Source organism: Asticcacaulis sp., from assembly GCF_051956075.1.
GTDB lineage: Bacteria > Pseudomonadota > Alphaproteobacteria > Caulobacterales > Caulobacteraceae > Asticcacaulis.
Map to the genome: position 1 here is coordinate 111,202 of NZ_JBQCGA010000016.1, position 14,724 is coordinate 125,925.

The 14,724-nt window shown below is 62.3% G+C and carries 16 protein-coding genes and 1 pseudogene; 6 read left to right on the top strand and 11 right to left on the bottom strand.

All coding sequences use genetic code 11. From position 1 onward, the window contains the following. Window positions 1-54: 54 nt before the first annotated feature. The 6 genes from ACTHLA_RS04955 to ACTHLA_RS04980 all read right to left on the bottom strand — a co-directional run bounded on the left by ACTHLA_RS04955 (window position 55) and on the right by ACTHLA_RS04980 (window position 4,727). On the bottom strand, window positions 55-1,305 hold the full coding sequence (locus ACTHLA_RS04955) for an Hsp70 family protein (RefSeq protein WP_440186025.1): 1,251 nt from the start codon (window positions 1,303-1,305) through the stop codon (window positions 55-57). A gap of 60 nt (window positions 1,306-1,365) precedes the next feature. Then, the gene (locus ACTHLA_RS04960; RefSeq protein ID WP_440185977.1) at window positions 1,366-1,683 is read right to left on the bottom strand and encodes a hypothetical protein; all 318 of its coding nucleotides are present in this window, start codon (window positions 1,681-1,683) and stop codon (window positions 1,366-1,368) included. A 310-nt stretch (window positions 1,684-1,993) separates the two neighbouring features. Next, window positions 1,994-2,695 carry a TPM domain-containing protein gene (locus ACTHLA_RS04965; RefSeq protein WP_440185978.1) on the bottom strand — a complete coding sequence of 234 codons (702 nt, stop codon included), beginning with the start codon at window positions 2,693-2,695 and terminating at the stop codon, window positions 1,994-1,996. Then, window positions 2,696-3,511, bottom strand: coding sequence for a TPM domain-containing protein (locus tag ACTHLA_RS04970; protein WP_440185979.1), 816 nt, complete (start codon window positions 3,509-3,511; stop codon window positions 2,696-2,698). It abuts the gene before it with no gap. Between the two features lie 9 nt (window positions 3,512-3,520). Further along, the gene (locus tag ACTHLA_RS04975) at window positions 3,521-4,135 is read right to left on the bottom strand and encodes a LemA family protein (RefSeq protein WP_440185980.1); all 615 of its coding nucleotides are present in this window, start codon (window positions 4,133-4,135) and stop codon (window positions 3,521-3,523) included. 118 nt (window positions 4,136-4,253) lie between these two features. Further along, entirely contained in the window at window positions 4,254-4,727 is a 474-nt protein-coding gene (locus ACTHLA_RS04980) for a MarR family winged helix-turn-helix transcriptional regulator (RefSeq protein WP_440185981.1), read from the bottom strand. 46 nt (window positions 4,728-4,773) lie between these two features. On the opposite strand from ACTHLA_RS04980, the gene ACTHLA_RS04985 reads away from it, so the two are divergent. Beyond that, window positions 4,774-5,787, top strand: a complete 1,014-nt coding sequence (locus ACTHLA_RS04985) for a hypothetical protein (protein ID WP_440185982.1) — start codon at window positions 4,774-4,776, stop codon at window positions 5,785-5,787. Here the strand turns inward: ACTHLA_RS04985 and ACTHLA_RS04990 are convergent. From ACTHLA_RS04990 to ald, 4 genes and pseudogenes are all read right to left on the bottom strand, one after another. Continuing rightward, entirely contained in the window at window positions 5,784-6,278 is a 495-nt protein-coding gene (locus ACTHLA_RS04990) for a GNAT family N-acetyltransferase (RefSeq protein ID WP_440185983.1), read from the bottom strand. The genes ACTHLA_RS04985 and ACTHLA_RS04990 overlap by 4 nt on opposite strands. Window positions 6,279-6,533: 255 nt before the next feature. Continuing rightward, entirely contained in the window at window positions 6,534-7,019 is a 486-nt protein-coding gene (locus ACTHLA_RS04995; RefSeq protein ID WP_440185984.1) for a GNAT family N-acetyltransferase, read from the bottom strand. A gap of 99 nt (window positions 7,020-7,118) precedes the next feature. Further along, window positions 7,119-9,023: an alkaline phosphatase family protein gene (locus ACTHLA_RS05000; protein ID WP_440185985.1), complete on the bottom strand. Its 1,905-nt coding sequence runs from the start codon at window positions 9,021-9,023 to the stop codon at window positions 7,119-7,121. A 286-nt stretch (window positions 9,024-9,309) separates the two neighbouring features. Further along, window positions 9,310-10,407: pseudogene (ald, locus tag ACTHLA_RS05005) on the bottom strand (alanine dehydrogenase). Window positions 10,408-10,524: 117 nt separating this feature from the next. On the opposite strand from ald, the gene ACTHLA_RS05010 reads away from it, so the two are divergent. Together ACTHLA_RS05010 and ACTHLA_RS05015 are read left to right on the top strand one after the other, a co-directional pair. Further along, window positions 10,525-10,989: an Lrp/AsnC family transcriptional regulator gene (locus ACTHLA_RS05010; protein WP_440185986.1), complete on the top strand. Its 465-nt coding sequence runs from the start codon at window positions 10,525-10,527 to the stop codon at window positions 10,987-10,989. A 127-nt stretch (window positions 10,990-11,116) separates the two neighbouring features. After that, a complete protein-coding gene (locus ACTHLA_RS05015) occupies window positions 11,117-12,607 on the top strand; it encodes a methyl-accepting chemotaxis protein (protein ID WP_440185987.1) in 1,491 nt (496 codons plus the stop codon). A gap of 193 nt (window positions 12,608-12,800) precedes the next feature. Here the strand turns inward: ACTHLA_RS05015 and ACTHLA_RS05020 are convergent, their stop codons facing one another. Next, window positions 12,801-13,001, bottom strand: coding sequence for a DUF465 domain-containing protein (locus ACTHLA_RS05020; protein ID WP_440185988.1), 201 nt, complete (start codon window positions 12,999-13,001; stop codon window positions 12,801-12,803). A 156-nt stretch (window positions 13,002-13,157) separates the two neighbouring features. Between ACTHLA_RS05020 and ACTHLA_RS05025 the strand changes: the two genes are divergently transcribed. The 3 genes from ACTHLA_RS05025 (at window position 13,158) to ACTHLA_RS05035 (ending at window position 14,656) form a co-directional block, all read left to right on the top strand. Next, complete coding sequence (locus tag ACTHLA_RS05025) at window positions 13,158-13,742, top strand: UbiX family flavin prenyltransferase (RefSeq protein ID WP_440185989.1); 585 nt, start codon at window positions 13,158-13,160, stop codon at window positions 13,740-13,742. Continuing rightward, entirely contained in the window at window positions 13,732-14,202 is a 471-nt protein-coding gene (locus tag ACTHLA_RS05030; RefSeq protein WP_440185990.1) for a TIGR02444 family protein, read from the top strand. The genes ACTHLA_RS05025 and ACTHLA_RS05030 overlap by 11 nt, the downstream gene beginning before the upstream one ends. A gap of 61 nt (window positions 14,203-14,263) precedes the next feature. Continuing rightward, window positions 14,264-14,656 carry a YdcH family protein gene (locus ACTHLA_RS05035; protein ID WP_440185991.1) on the top strand — a complete coding sequence of 131 codons (393 nt, stop codon included), beginning with the start codon at window positions 14,264-14,266 and terminating at the stop codon, window positions 14,654-14,656. Window positions 14,657-14,724 lie beyond the last annotated feature (68 nt).

Below are 14,724 nucleotides of genomic sequence, written 5' to 3' on the forward strand. Positions count from 1 at the left end.
GGCGTCGCTAGGCTGTATTCATATACAGCCGTCGCTCGCCGCCTGCTATCGGACTCAAATCTCACGATTTTCATCTGCGCCGAATCTCGCCCGCGCCGCCAGGCCAAGGCCGCTGGCCACCGATGAGAAGCGGTCGCCATAGTACAGGCGCGCTGACGGGAAGGCGGCCTGCATGGCGATTTCAAAACCGGGCAGGGCGGTCGAACCGCCGGTCATGAACAGGGTCTGCACCCGGTCCGCCGCCAGACCTGCGCGCTCACGCACGCAGGCGATGGCGGTGGCGACGACGCGCTCGACATCGCTTTTGACGCTATGCATCAACGCTTCGCGCGTAATCTCTCGCGTCCAGCCATGCGAAACAGCGGTGAAGTCGGCCACATATGCTGGCGCCTCCGACAGGGCGATCTTGGCGGCTTCGATGCGCGCCGCTACCGCGTGACCGCCCTGCGTCTCCAGCACCTCCAGAAAACGCGCGGTCAGTCGGCGGTCGGCGGCCTGATGGTGCAGTTGCCGCACGCCGCTCATCACCTTCTGCGTATAGAGGAAGTTGATCAGATGCCAGGCCGCGAGCTGGTGGTAATAGAGGCCGGGCATGTCCAGCCCGCTTTTAAGCTGGCTGCGATAGCCAAGGTCGCGCATGGCGGTGTTAAGGCTCAGGCGCGTGTCGAAATCCGTGCCGCCGATATGCACGCCCGCATTGGCCAGAATCTCGCGCGCATAGCCCAGCTTCAGAACGGAAAAATCCGAGGTGCCGCCTCCGATATCGACGACCAGCACGATTTCCTCGCGGCGCAAACCCTCGGCATAATCGCGCGCCGCGGCCAGAGGTTCGTACTCGAAGGCGATATTCTTGAAGCCCTGCGCCTCGGCTATGCCGCGCAGCTCGGCCTCGGCGCGCTGGTCCGCCGTCTCGTCGCCATCGACAAAATGCACCGGGCGGCCCAGCACCACGTCCTCGATCGGCTGCCCGGCCAGCGACTCGGCGCGCGCCTTCAGGTGCGCGATATAGAGGCCAATCAGGCTGCGAAAATCCTTGCGGCCAGCGCCGATCTGCGTCGTTTCGCCGATCAGGCTGGAGCCGAGGATCGACTTCAGCGCCCGCATCAGGCGGCCTTCATAGCCGTCGAGATACTGCGCCACCGCGTCGCGCCCGAAGGCGACGGCATGGGTTTCAAAATTGAAAAACAGGGCGGACGGCAGGGTGACGGCCTCGCCCTCGACGGGAACCAGACGCAGGCCCGCCGCATCGCCGAGACAGACAGCCGAGTTGGACGTGCCGAAATCAATGCCGCAATAGGGACGCATCACAAGTCTCGCCGGGAAAGGGGCGGCGTCTTTACGCGCATATGACGGCGAAGGAAACCCCTATTCTGTGACGCGACCGCTGACGAAGCTGTAGGCTTCGCGCACGAGGCCGTGCCAGTCGGAGCGGCTGGCGGCAGGCAGGACGATCCACTCCCGCATCGGCCTGCCCTGACCACGCTCGAACCGGCGCGCCTCATGGCTTTCGATCAGAGCGTCGATCCGGTCGGCTGGCAGTTTGAGCACCAGATCGCCATGATATGGAAAGGCGAACAGCTTGCCGTCCGCCATCAGGCCCGGCTGATGCAACGCCTTGCCAAGCGTAACGCCGGGCAGACCGGCGACGGCGGACATCAGCTCGGCAAGGTCGGGCGTCAGCATGACTAAGCTCGTTCCTCCCCAAACCTATTTCGAATGAAATCCTGCAATTGCCACAAAAGCAGAAATGGGATCGCTGCAAACAAGAAGCACCAATTACTGATCCAATATTCAGTTATCTGCTGGCTCGTAAGATACGCAGGAGAGATTTTATGAATATAGATGGCATGGGTGTATAGCGATGTCGGAATTGGAGAGCTGTGAGCAATCAATTCTTGGGTATATTCATGTCCCCATTTATAAGCATATCCGACGAAGAAAAGGCTTGACCATTTGAGCGCCCAGATCAAAGCAAATAATATGCGCAACATATTTAAATCTCGATCAGCACGTCCGGCAGTTCGTTGGGATTTTCATCGCCCGCCGGGAAGTGCTGGGTCAGGGCCTCGCCGCAGCGCGCGATGGCCGCCTCATAGCCGCCGGTCAGGTCGCCTTTCTTGATATGGGTCAGCAGCACGCTCAGCGTGTCCTTCCATAGCCCCTGATCGACGCGCGCATGGATGCCGGAATCGGCGATCACGGCGGCGTAATGCTCCTGCAAGGCGCAGAAGATCATCACGCCGGTATTGTTGGCGGTCAGATGCAGGCCGCGCGCATAGAATTGCTCCGTCGCCTTTTCGTGCGCGCGCCGGTGTTTGATCGCCTTGGGCGTCAGCCAGATTTTCAGCGCGGTGAAGCGCACCAAAGCATAGACGATCAGAAAGACGATGATCTGGCTCAGGCCGTAGAGCGCGATGTCCTGCACGTGATTATAGGCGTGCTGCGTAACGTGCGACGCCTCCCATCCGGCGATGGCCGAGGGCAGATGCGATGACACAAGCTCACTGAGCGACACGCCGAACAGCGCCGCGACCAGCGGCAAGACCAACGCCGCGCCGAACCCCCAGGCCAGCGGGGTTTCAGGATAATCCATCGCCTTCGCCTTGATCACGCAGGTGATTTCGCCGGAGGTCGTCGCCTCGGCCTGCGAGATGGCGGCGTTGACGCGCGCATGGTCAATATTGAGTTTCGCCATCTACCAGCCTCCTGACGCGCCGCCGCCGCCGAACGATCCGCCGCCGCCGGAAAAGCCCCCGCCGCCGCCGAATCCGCCACCGCCGCCAAAACCACCGCCTCCGCCCCAGCCGCCGCCGCGTCCGCCGCCGCCAAACAGGCTGCCCAGCACGAACCACGGCAGCCAGCCGCGCGAAAAGATCACGATTAGTATGATAATGAAGATGATGACCGGGAAGGGCAGGCCATCATGCTTGCCGGACTCGGCCTGCTGCTGCGCTTCTTGCGCCTTCTGGATGGCGACGCCGCGATCCAGCGACAATTGCTGGATGATGGCGTCGGTTCCGGCCTCGACCCCGGAGTCATAATCGCCCGCCTTGAACTGCGGCAGGATGGCGTTGCGGATGATCAGGCCCGACATGGCGTCGGTCATCACCGGCTCTAGCCCATAGCCGACCTCGATGCGCACCTTGCGCTCATTGGGCGCGACGATGAGCAGCAGGCCGTTATCCTTATAGGTCTGGCCATTGGACGCCTTTTCCTGCCCCGACTGGCCGATGCCCCAGTGACGGCCCAGTTGATAGCCGTAATCCTCGATCGGATAGCCCTGCAGGTCCGGCACGGTGACGACGACCAATTGGTCCGTCGTCGCCTGCTCCAGCCCGCGCAGTTTCAGCGTCAGATCGGTTTTGGTCGCGTCCGACAGGATATGCGCGTCATCGACGACGCGCTGTCCGTTCAGATCAGGAAACTTCGGGTCAGCGTGGGCAACCGCCGCGCCGAACAGCACGGCGGCGGCCAGCAAGACGCCGGAACAAAGGCGTTTGAATACGGCCATGCGCCCGGCTTACTTCGACGCGGCGGAGTCGGAGAAATCGACCGACGGCGCGACGTCAGAACCTGCGGGCGCAGTGAAGTACTGCATCGGCTTGGAGCCCGAATACATGGTCTTGGCCCAGATGATGCTCGGGAAGGTGCGCAGCGTGGTGTTATAGTCCTGCGCCGCGTCATTATAATCCTTCTGCGCGATCGAGATCCGATTGGCCGTGCCTTCCAACTGGTCCATCAGCGTCTCGAAGCCCTGATTGGACTTCAGGGTCGGATACTGCTCCTGAATCACCATCAGGCGACCGATGGCCGAGGACAGGCCGTCCTGCGCCTGCTGGAACTTCTGGAACTTTTCCGGGTCGGTGATGGTCGAGGCGTCCACTGACACCTTTGTGGCCGAGGCGCGGGCATTGATCACGTCGGTAAGGATGCCGCGCTCATTGGCGGCCTCGCCCTTGACCGTGGCGACCAGTTGCGGGATCAGGTCGGCGCGGCGCTTGTACTGCACCTCGACCTCGGACCACTTGGCCCTGGCGTTTTCTTCCTTGGTCGGGATGGTGTTGACGCCGCAACCGGCCAGACCGGCAACGATGCCGAGCATGGCGACAAGACCGACAACGCGCGAAAATTTCATGTGAGCAGCTCCCTGGCTCATGACCGGGGGCCGAAGATGTCCGCCCCCACATCCTTAATATGGACCCTCTTACCCCAAATTGAAGGGCGGCAAAAGCAAAACCGGTCGCATGCGGTTCTCAGGGCTTCGCTTTCAGCTTCATCGTTTCGGCGCGCAGCACGCGCGTCATGTCCTCGACATAGCGGGCGGCGACCGCCAGTTCCTCCGGCGTATAGCGTGACGCCATGTCCGACATGGCGGCGCTCAAGGAAGCAAAGACCGGCCCCATATGCGCAAACAGCCGGTCCTGATTGTCCGGACGCACCAGCAGACTGCGGCGGTCGTCAGGGTTCGGTTCGCGTCGCGCATATCCGGCCTTTTCCAGTCGGTCGACAATGCCGGTGATCGCGCCCGTGGTCAGGCCGGTTTCCTGCGCCAGCCTGGACGGCGTGGCGACGCCAAGCTCATTCAGCTTGGTCAGGACGCGGCTTTCGGCGGCGCTCATGCCGACGCGCCGCGCCAGGCTTTCATGAAAGGCGATGACGGCGGTGGCCAGCTCGCGACCTAGCCTGTCGCCGCCGGGCGGACGCGCGCTTGAATTTATCTTAAACATAAGATATTTATATATAAGAAATCTTCAGAATGAAAGAAAAATCGTCATGTCCGAGCCTGCTGATTCCGTGAAAAAATCCTGGTTCTATAAGGCGCTGCCTGCGTTGACCCTGATGCTTATGGCGCCGCTGATCGCCGAGCTACTTCCGGGCGCGACGCGCGCTTCGTCAGCCTATGTTTTCCCGATCGAGATGCTGATCTGGGGATCCGGCGCGGTATTCGCCCGTTATGCCGTGCGGCGGTTCCGGCTGGGCTGGCTCAACTTGGTCCTGCTGGCCCTGGCTCTGGCCATGGCCGAGGAACTGCTGATCCAGCAGACCTCGTTCGCGCCTCTGGTGATCAAATTGAAAGGCGTCGAATACGGGCGGGCTTTCGGATTCAACTACATCTATTTTCTCTGGGCCGCGCTTTATGAAGCGATCTTCGTGGTGCTGATCCCGGTGGCGTTATGCGAACTGATCTATCCGCAGCGCCGTGAGAGCGGCTGGCTCAATCTTTGGGGCATGATCCCGATGATCCTCCTGTTTGTTCCGGCCTGCATGATGGCCTGGTACGGCTGGAACATCGTCGCGCGCCCTAAGGTGTTCCACCTGCCGCCCTATGTCCTGCCGGTCGATCTGGCTGTGGTTTCGGCAACGGCGCTGCTGATCGTCGTGGCGTTGGCCGTGGGGCCGGCCCGGCGCCGGCTGGCGGCGCCCGCCAGAGCGCTGACGCCGCCGCATCCGCTGGTGCTGCTCGTCTTTAGCGCAGGCGTCGGCGCGGCGCTGTTCGGCTTGGTGGTGCTGGCCTTCGGCATCGCTCCGCTGGTTCCGCCAGCGGCACCGGTGGCGGCGGCTCTGGTCCTGGCGGCGCTGATGCTGATCTTCGTGCCGCGCTGGCAGGCGTCGCCGGGATGGGGGCGAGCGCATGATCTCGCCGCCGCCTATGGCGCGGTATGGGCCAATTGCGGTTTCATGTTCATCGGCTTTGGCGCGAGCTTCGACCTTGAGGCCAAGATCGTTCTCGACCTTATCGCCGCCGGACTGATGCTGTGGCTGGCCGTGGTCGTGTTGCGGCGTTAAGCGCCCAGATCCTTGTGCATCACATAATGGGTGAATCCATACTGGCCGACCTGGGTGGCGATTTCGCGGTCGATGGCAAAACCGGCGCGCAGGCAGAAATCGACCGAGGCGTCATGATCCTTATTGACGAGCACGGCCAGATGCTGCGCCGGGCCGAAATGCGCCTGCGCCGCCTGCACCAGCAGCTTGCCAAGACCGAAGCCGCGGTAATCGGGCAGCACATATAGCCGCGAGATGCGGATATAGGCGCCGTCCAGCCGCGCCGAGATAAAGCCGACGTCGTTATCGCCGACGCGGACGACCCAGAAGCTTTCACCGCCATCCATGGCGTCTTCGAGGCGATCGAGGTCGAACAGGGCGCTGGCCAGTTCGTCGATCTGGGTCGGCGCGATGGCGCGCTTATAGCATTTGGGCCAGATTTGCATGGCCAGATCGTGGACGATGTCGAGGTCTTCGGCGGAAATGAGACGGCAACGGGGAGAATAGGACATGACGTAGGCTCCGTGGCGAAGACTCAAGGGACGCTGAAACTTCAGGGAACGCTCTGATCGGCGCAAAAATAGGGCGGGAATGTTGCGACCTGCGGCCATAATGTACATTTACGCTACGTTAAGATCTTAACACGACTTACGCTCGCCTGACAGTTGCATACGCGCCGCATCACGCCCTTGTGAAGCGCAAAGTGCGGTAAATTTATGAGTAAGGTTAAGGGTTTAAGCGAATTTTTTCGGTGTTAGCGTTATCGCTTAAAGCGTCTTGCGCATCACATAGTCGGTAAATTCATACGGTCCCATCCGCACCGGCGTCTCGGCCTCCTGCGTAAAGCCAGTGCGCAGGTAATAGGCGATGGCGGGCGCATTATCCTTATTGACGTTGAGCGCCAGCTCACGCGCCGGAAACTGCGCCAGCGCCGCGTCGATCAGCGCCTTGCCGAGGCCGTGGCCGCGAAAATCGTCACGTACATAAAGTTTTTTCAGCCACAGGCGCTCGCCGTCCAGCAAGGCCGAGGCGTAGCCGACATCCATATCGCCGACGCGCGCCACCCAGAAGACCTGACCGGCCTGCATTTCCGCTTCCAGGGCGTCGGTGGCGTACAGCACGGCCAGCATGGCGTCGACCCGGTCGGGACCGATGATGTAGCGGTAGCATTTGGGCCAGATGATCAGCGCCAGTTCGCGCACGATCTCCAGTTCCTCCGCCCCGATGCGGCGTATTACCGGCGCGCGCGCCATGCCCTGTCCCCGTTTTCGTTGGCGTTATTTTTCTTACTATGTTTTCGGAAACGTAACTTGTCCAACGAAATTTGTGACAGGCGCATGACGGCCGCGCGGCTATTTCTGCGTCTTGAGACCGACGACCCGGCCCGGCATGCCGGCGGCGTCGAGATAGGGAACGGCGCCGATATGCTGCGATTCCAGCACGGTGACGAAGCCGTTGGCCGCGGGCGTGGAGCGCGTCACGGTGGCGGTGGAGGCGGTCGATTCCGGCCCGCCGGTCAGCGCCTCGCCGATCACGCGGCCTTGCAAATCGCCGACCGGCTTGAGCGCAATGCCGAGAACGTGCGCCAGGGTCGGCGTGATGTCGGCGTTGGAGACCGGCGAGGCGTCCACGAAGTCCGCCTTGAAGTCGGGGCCGGTCGCCGCCATGAAGATGCGCGTATTGGCGCGCGTCAGGCCGCCGTGCTGGCCCTGCCCCTGTTGCAGGCCGGTGTCGGAAACCAGGATCGAACAGACCTCCGGGTTCTTCCACTTTTTGACGCAGGACGGCAGGGCGAAATCGGCGAAGCTGACATAGATGGCCGGGCGCTCGGTCAGCGCCTTGCCCTCCAGACCGACCGCGCTCATCGGCAGGGCGCCGGGGATCGGACCGAGACCGTCATCGACGAAGATCGCGCCGGTATAGTCCTGTTCGGTCAGGAACTTGACGATGCGCGGCGCCAGGTCTTTGGCCTTGGCCGGATCGAGATAGATCAGGTCCGAGCCGCCGCTTTCAACCACGGTGGCGTCGGGCGTTTTGGCGTCGGCGCCGAGCAGGCCAGCGCCCTTCGGATGGAAGCCCTTGTGATAGTCGATCGGCAGGCCGTAGGCGTCGGACAGGGGCAGGTTCAGCGCATGCGCCAGGTCAATGGCCAGAAAACCGTCCGGCAGGAAGCCCTTCACCGTATCGTCGGGGAAGCTCAGCGTCTTGGCGTAGGAGGTTTTCGACTGGCGACTGATGGTCGAGAAGCCGTGGTCGGCGGTGACGAAGATGTCGGTCGTGTCGTACAGGCCTTGCGCCTTCAGCGCGTCGATCAGGGCCTGCAGATTGTCCGAGGCGTTGCGCACAGCGGCCAGCGAGGTGGGGCCGTTGATGCCGGGAGAGAACTGGTTCAGGCTGTCGCCCTGATTGTGCTGGGTGCCGTCCGGATCGCGCGACCAGTACACCATGGCGAACGGGCGTCCGTCTTTGGCGAAGCGCGGCAGCACCACCTTGGTCGCGACATCGACGAACCATTGCTGCTGATAGATGTTGGCCACCTGAACGCCCGGCATATTGTAGGCGCCCGGATATTCATTGAGGCCGCGGTCGCGCGCCTCGGTTTCCACGCCCGCAGCCTTCATGGCCGCGACCACGTCGTCGGGCAGCGGCACCGGATGGCCTTTTTCCCAATTTGTCCCGGTCGAATCGTCGAAGATCAGGGTCGATTTGCCGTCGGCGGCGGCGATGTCCTGAATCAGGATCGGGCCTTCCTTGCCGATGGCGGCGGTCTGGAAACCGGCGTCGCGCGCCAGATGCAGCAGGCTCATCTCGTCGAGATAGTTGCCGCCATAGGCCGCATTGGTCTGTTTCAGGACGAGGTCGTTCTCCATGCCGTGGACCTGCTTGTTCGGCGCGACCGGCAGGGAAGGCAGTTTGAGGCTGTTGGCGTATTCGCCGGTGTCGCCGATGCCGTGGCCGGTGGCGATGGCCGAGGCATTGACCGTGGTGACGGTCGGGTACATGGCGTGCGAGTTGCGAAAATCGACGCCCGTGGTCTGAATAGCCGCCAGGGTCGGCGCCGTGTCCTTGTTGACGATGCCGTAGCGCAGGCCGTCGGCGACGAAGATGATGACATTGTGCGGCTTCGACGCAGGCGCTGCGGCGGCGGGCGGCGCGGCGTTCGTCATCTGCGCCAGCGTCGGCGCGCCCGTCAGGCTAAGCGCGGCGGCGCCGGACAAGAGCAGGGTTTTCAACAGCAGGGCGGCGTTGCGCGTCATGATCCGGTCTCCAGAGCGATTGTGCAGGAGCTTTAAAGCGATTCCATACGCTGTGGCGCTCCGGGTCGCTGCTTACGACGGTCGGATGACAGTTTAATGTGAGACGATAAAAAAACGCCCGAAGCCGGGAGGGGGTACAAGGTGGCTTCGGGCGCAGGGCGCGGAAAGAGACGCCAACATCCATACGCGCCGCATGTGGATATGGATCAAAAAGACGCCGCCAGTCTGCAACTGGCGGCGTCAGGCACGCTACGCTCGGGGGAGAAAAGCGGCGAAGGAGAAAGCGTTACGCCGCGAAGGGCAGATCCAGCGCCTCGGCGACCGCCTTATAGGTGATCTTGCCATTGGCGATGTTCAGCCCGTTCATCAGGTGCGGATCGGCGGCCAGGGCGGCGGAGACGCCCATATTGGCCATTTTCAGCACAAAGGGCAGGGTGGCGTTGTTCAGCGCCAGGGTCGAGGTCCGCGCCACCGCGCCCGGCATGTTGGCGACGCAGTAATGCACGATGCCATCGACGATGAAGATCGGCTCCTGATGGGTGGTGGCGTGCGAGGTCTCGAAGCAGCCGCCCTGGTCGATGGCGATATCGACCATGACCGCGCCGGGCTTCATGGTTGTCAGCATGTCGCGGCTGATCAGCTTCGGCGCCGCCGCGCCGGGGATCAGCACGGCGCCGATGACCAGATCGGCTTCGCGCACGGCTTCGGCCAGCGCCGCTTTGGAGGAATAGGCGGTCTTGACGCGGCCATGGAACATCTGGTCGATCTCGATCAGCCTGTGCGGATTGATGTCGAACAGGGTGACGTCCGCCGACAGCCCGACCGCCATCTGGGCCGCATTGACGCCGGAGACGCCGCCGCCGATGATCACGACCTTCGCCGGGGCAACGCCCGGCACGCCGCCCAGCAGCACGCCGCGTCCGCCAAACGCCTTGTGCAGATAGGTGGCGCCGACATGCACGGAGATGCGACCCGCGACTTCGGACATCGGCCGCAGCAGGGGCAGGCCGCCCTGCGGCTCGGTCACGGTCTCATAGGCGATGCAGGTCGCGCCCGACGCCATCAGCGCCTCGGCCTGCGGTTTATCGGCGGCCAGATGCAGCTAGGTGAACAGGGTCTGCGACGGCTTCAACCGCGCGCATTCGACCAGTTGCGGCTCCTTGACCTTGACGATCATCTCGCCCGCCGCGAAGGTTTCCTCAGCCGTATTCAGGATCGTGGCGCCTGCCGCGATATAGTCGTCGTCCGAAAAACCGACGCCCGCGCCCGCCTGCGTTTCGACAAACACCTGATGGCCGTGATGGACCAGTTCGGCGACGGCGTGCGGCACGAGGCCGACGCGGTATTCGTGATTTTTGATTTCCCTGGGTACGCTGATTTTCATGGGGGTCTCTCCGCAACCGGAATGGCGTTATGCGGTCGATTATGATCCGAAGCGCGTGACAAATTCTGGAAATCTTATGACTTGAATTGGCAATCTGATGGATATATTCTCATACCTATGGTTAGCGGCGATAAATTTTCCGATCTCGATTCCTTCGACCGGGAGCTGATCCGGGTGTTGCGCAACGATGCGCGCGCCACCTCGGCGGACCTGGGCAAGGCGGTCGGCCTGTCGCCCTCGGCGGCGCATCGCCGCGTCAAGATTCTGGAGCAGAAGGGCGTGATCGCGGGCTACCGCGCCGTCATCGCCGAAAACGTGCAGGGCAAGCAGGGCACGGTCTTCGTCCACGTCACGCTTCAGGACCAGCGCCGCGAGACGTTCGAGCGCTTTGAAAAGGCCGCCATCGCCTGTTCCGCCATCGAAGAATGCCACCTGATGTCGGGTGAAGCGGATTATCTGCTCAAGATCGTGCTGCGCGAAAGCCTGTCCTATGAGGACGTGCATCGCGACGTCTTATCGACCATGCCCGGCGTGTCGAAACTGGTCAGCCAGTTCTCGATCCGCACGGTGAAGATGAGCTAATCGCCTGCGACAATTTGACCGCCGCTGAACCCCCTCTTTATTAAAGGTTGTGTTAACCTTGTTTGCTACCCTGTAAGTCGCAAGGGCCCCAAGTCGTGAGTATGGCCTCTGCGCGGAGGGGCGTACCATGTTACAGTCGGCGTTAAAGCAAACCTTTTTCAGGGGGGCGCAGCGCGATCTGCCAGACGCCGCCTTCCGTCAGATGGTCGAACACATGCCGGTCAACGTCATGCTGTGCGAGCTGGACGATTTCAGGATCACCTATATCAACGACGCGACGCGCGAGACCATGCGCCGCATCGAGCATGTGCTGCCCGTCCGGGCGGATCAGTTGGTCGGAACCTCGATCGACGTCTTCCACAAACACCCCGAGCACCAACGCCGCATGTTGCGCGACCCGAAGAACCTGCCGCACAAGACGCGCATCCGCGTCGGCGGCGAGGTGCTGGACCTGCTGGTCACCGCCATTACCGACGCGCAGGGCCGTTATCTCTATCCGATGCTGACCTGGTCGCTGGTCACCGAACAGGCGCGCATCGAGGCCGAGACGCGGAAGCTGTTGCAGATGATGGACAACATGCCGGTCAACGTCATGATGTGCGACCTCGACTTCAACATCACCTATATCAACAAGACCAGCCTCAACACGCTCAAATCGGTGCAGCATGTGCTGCCGATCCCTGCCGATCAGGTGCTGGGCGCCAATATCGACATTTTCCACAAGCACCCTGAGCATCAGCGTCGCCTGTTGGCCGATCCCAAAAACCTGCCGCGTCGCGCCAAGATCAGCCTGGGCGATCAGAGGCTGGACCTGCGCGTCTCGGCGCTGATGTCGCCATCGGGCGACTATATCGGGCCGATGGTGACTTGGAGCGTGATCACCGGCGCGGTCAAGCTGTCCGAGGACGTTAAATCCCTTGTCAATGTCATGGCCTCGTCAGCGACCGAGATGCAGGCGACCGCGCAGTCTCTGGCGGCGGGCGCCGAACAGACCAGCATGCAGTCACAGGCGGTCGCGGCGGCCACCGAGGAGCTGTCGGCGGCGGTGGCGGAAATCGCCGGGCGGCTCAATGACGCGACCAGCGTGGTCGGCAGCGCGGTCGATCAGACGCGCGATTCCGAAGCCAGCGTCACCGGCCTGCTCGACTCGGCGGACAAGATCGGCGCGGTATCGAGCGTGGTCGCCGAAATCGCCAGCCAGACCAATCTGCTGGCGCTCAACGCCACCATCGAGGCGGCGCGCGCGGGCGAGGCCGGGCGCGGCTTCGCGGTCGTCGCCACCGAGGTCAAGTCTTTGGCCAGCCAGACGGCGAAGGCCACCAGCGAGATCGGCCATCAGGTCGGCGGCATTCAGGACTCGACCCGCTCGACCGCCGCCGGGATTCAGGCCATCGCCCGCGTCATCGCCCAGGTCAACGAGATCAGCGCCTCCATAGCGGGCGCGGTCGAAGAACAGGCCGCCACCACGCGCGAAGTCGCCGCCAATATCGACGGCGTCTCCCAGGCCGCCGAAGAAACCGGCCGCGCCGCCGGCGACGTCTTAAGCGTCGCCCAGGACCTGGCCCACCGCGCCACCGAACTGGAGCAACAGATCAACGCCTTTATCGAGACGCTGTAAGCTGGCGCTCCGGCGATTCCCTGTCTATGCTCGCCCCGGACCATGCGGGGGATAAGAGTTGAGCGTAAACAACTCTCAGTCAGAATGAAAAAATCCCCGGCGGTTCTGGCCGCCGGGGATTTTTCGGGCTCGCCTGCCATATGGGCTTACGGCGCGCGCCTGAGACTAAAACGAAAAAAAGAACCACCCCCTCTCACTGAAGGGTCGCCTCGCTGGCTTCCTGTCGCATGACGGTCTTAATCCTTTCAATTTCTTCCTTGAGCTTTAGCTTCTTTCGCTTCAGTTCGCTAAGGTATAGAGAGTCCACGGATGGGCTGCGTTCTTCACGGGCAATGATCGATTTGAGGGATTGATGACGATGGTCGAGTTCACGAACTCTCGCTTCGATAGTCATTGGCAATATCCTTCAGGGCTTCATTGCCGGACCCCGTGTCCGACCCCTCAAGGGAACACCCGTCCAAAGCGAATGTAGAATCACAATCCGTTTCATCCGATCACGGAAACGCGAGAATTTCGGTTGCTGCGGCGTTAAACATATTTTTTGCGAACAATGACCAAAACATCAGCAAATCAGCGTCTTATTGTCGCCATAAGCGGCGCGTCCGGAGCAGTTTACGGCATTCGCGCGCTCCAGATGCTGCGCGCGGCGGGCGTGGAATCGCACCTCGTCGTCTCCAAGGCGGCGGCCCTCTCTTTAAGCGCCGAAACCGAGATGAGCCTTAATGACGTGCAGGCTCTGGCCGATGTCGTGCATAAGCCGGGCGATGTCGGCGCGGCCATCGCGTCAGGCTCGTTCCGCACGCTCGGCATGCTGGTCGCGCCCTGTTCGATCAAGACCCTGAGCGAGATCGCCACCGGCGTGACGTCGAGCCTTTTGTCGCGCGCGGCGGATGTCTGCCTGAAAGAACGGCGCAGGCTGGTGCTGATGGTGCGCGAAAGCCCGCTGCACCTCGGCCATATCCGGTCTATGGCGGCGGTGACCGAGATGGGCGCCATTGTCGCCCCGCCGGTCCCGGCCTTCTACACGAAGCCGCAAAGCCTCGACGACATGGTCAGCCAGAGCGTGGCGCGCGCGCTCGACCTGTTCGACATCGACGCGCCGATGACGCGCTGGGGCGAAGATATTGAGCTCTGATCTGTGGGACTGGGCCGTGCGCGCCTATGCAGGCGAGGGCGTGGCCGAAGCCTGCCTCAACTTGCAGGACGATCACGGGCAATGCGTGCCGCTGCTGCTGTGGGCGGCGTGGCGCGGCGAAGCGTCGCAAGCCGATGAGGCGGCGCAGATCGCGCGCGACTGGCAGGCCGTGATCCTCCCCTTGCGCGACGCGCGGCGGCGGCTGAAGACCGAAATTTCGGCGGGCGATGAGGCCGAACGGCTGGCCCTGCGCGCGCAGGTCAAGGTGGCGGAATTGCAGGCGGAAAAAGTTTTGCTGACGCGGCTGGCGGCGCTTTCGGATAGGAAATCAATGTTGAATCAGGACGTTGCCGCGTCTTTACGCGCCGCAACAGCGGCCTGGGGCGGTCCCATTCCCGAAGATGCGCTGACCCGGCTGGTCGAGGCCCTTACCAAAGGCGATTTTCTGCGCTATACTTAAAGCCTCGCAAACGCGAATTGTCTCAAAGCTTCAATCCTTTAACGAAAGGCCGGGGCCTCACATGCACGACGACACCCATATCCGCAGCCTGCGCGGCAAGGACGGTCTGCATGTGGTCGAGGGCGACAAATTGGATGCGGATGTCGAGCGCCGCGTCGCCGAGCGCACCGACGCCGAATTTGCCCGGCTCGAACTGGTGCCGCCCGCGCAGGTAAAGCCCTTGGACGAACATCGCGTGCGCGAACTGCCGATCAACGCTGATACGGTTAAGCTGCGCAACGAACTGGCCCTGTTGAAGCAGGAGCATAAGGATCTCGACGACTCGATTTCGGCGCTGGAGATCGTGCCGCTGCCCGACCAGATCCTGATCGCCCGCCTCAAGCGCAAGAAACTCTCCTTACGCGACCAGATCACTAAGATCGAAGACAAGATCCGCCCCGATATTATCGCCTGAACGGGTTTTTGAACCACGGAAAGCACGGAAAGCACGGACATGAGCGGCGTGCAAAACGCGTTATTTCG

Excerpts from the sequence above, each read along its gene's own strand:
- ACTHLA_RS05025 (WP_440185989.1), top strand. The coding sequence starts at position 13,158 with ATGACCAAAACATCAGCAAATCAGCGTCTTATTGTCGCCATAAGCGGC.
- ACTHLA_RS04955 (WP_440186025.1), bottom strand. The coding sequence starts at position 1,305 with ATGCGTCCCTATTGCGGCATTGATTTCGGCACGTCCAACTCGGCTGTC.
- ACTHLA_RS05000 (WP_440185985.1), bottom strand. The coding sequence starts at position 9,023 with ATGACGCGCAACGCCGCCCTGCTGTTGAAAACCCTGCTCTTGTCCGGC.
- ACTHLA_RS04965 (WP_440185978.1), bottom strand. The coding sequence starts at position 2,695 with ATGGCGAAACTCAATATTGACCATGCGCGCGTCAACGCCGCCATCTCG.
- ACTHLA_RS05020 (WP_440185988.1), bottom strand. The coding sequence starts at position 13,001 with ATGACTATCGAAGCGAGAGTTCGTGAACTCGACCATCGTCATCAATCC.
- ACTHLA_RS05035 (WP_440185991.1), top strand. The coding sequence starts at position 14,264 with ATGCACGACGACACCCATATCCGCAGCCTGCGCGGCAAGGACGGTCTG.
- ACTHLA_RS04975 (WP_440185980.1), bottom strand. The coding sequence starts at position 4,135 with ATGAAATTTTCGCGCGTTGTCGGTCTTGTCGCCATGCTCGGCATCGTT.
- ACTHLA_RS05010 (WP_440185986.1), top strand. The coding sequence starts at position 10,525 with ATGGTTAGCGGCGATAAATTTTCCGATCTCGATTCCTTCGACCGGGAG.
- ACTHLA_RS05015 (WP_440185987.1), top strand. The coding sequence starts at position 11,117 with ATGTTACAGTCGGCGTTAAAGCAAACCTTTTTCAGGGGGGCGCAGCGC.
- ACTHLA_RS04970 (WP_440185979.1), bottom strand. The coding sequence starts at position 3,511 with ATGGCCGTATTCAAACGCCTTTGTTCCGGCGTCTTGCTGGCCGCCGCC.
- ACTHLA_RS04995 (WP_440185984.1), bottom strand. The coding sequence starts at position 7,019 with ATGGCGCGCGCGCCGGTAATACGCCGCATCGGGGCGGAGGAACTGGAG.
- ACTHLA_RS04990 (WP_440185983.1), bottom strand. The coding sequence starts at position 6,278 with ATGTCCTATTCTCCCCGTTGCCGTCTCATTTCCGCCGAAGACCTCGAC.
- ACTHLA_RS04980 (WP_440185981.1), bottom strand. The coding sequence starts at position 4,727 with ATGTTTAAGATAAATTCAAGCGCGCGTCCGCCCGGCGGCGACAGGCTA.
- ACTHLA_RS04960 (WP_440185977.1), bottom strand. The coding sequence starts at position 1,683 with ATGCTGACGCCCGACCTTGCCGAGCTGATGTCCGCCGTCGCCGGTCTG.
- ACTHLA_RS04985 (WP_440185982.1), top strand. The coding sequence starts at position 4,774 with ATGTCCGAGCCTGCTGATTCCGTGAAAAAATCCTGGTTCTATAAGGCG.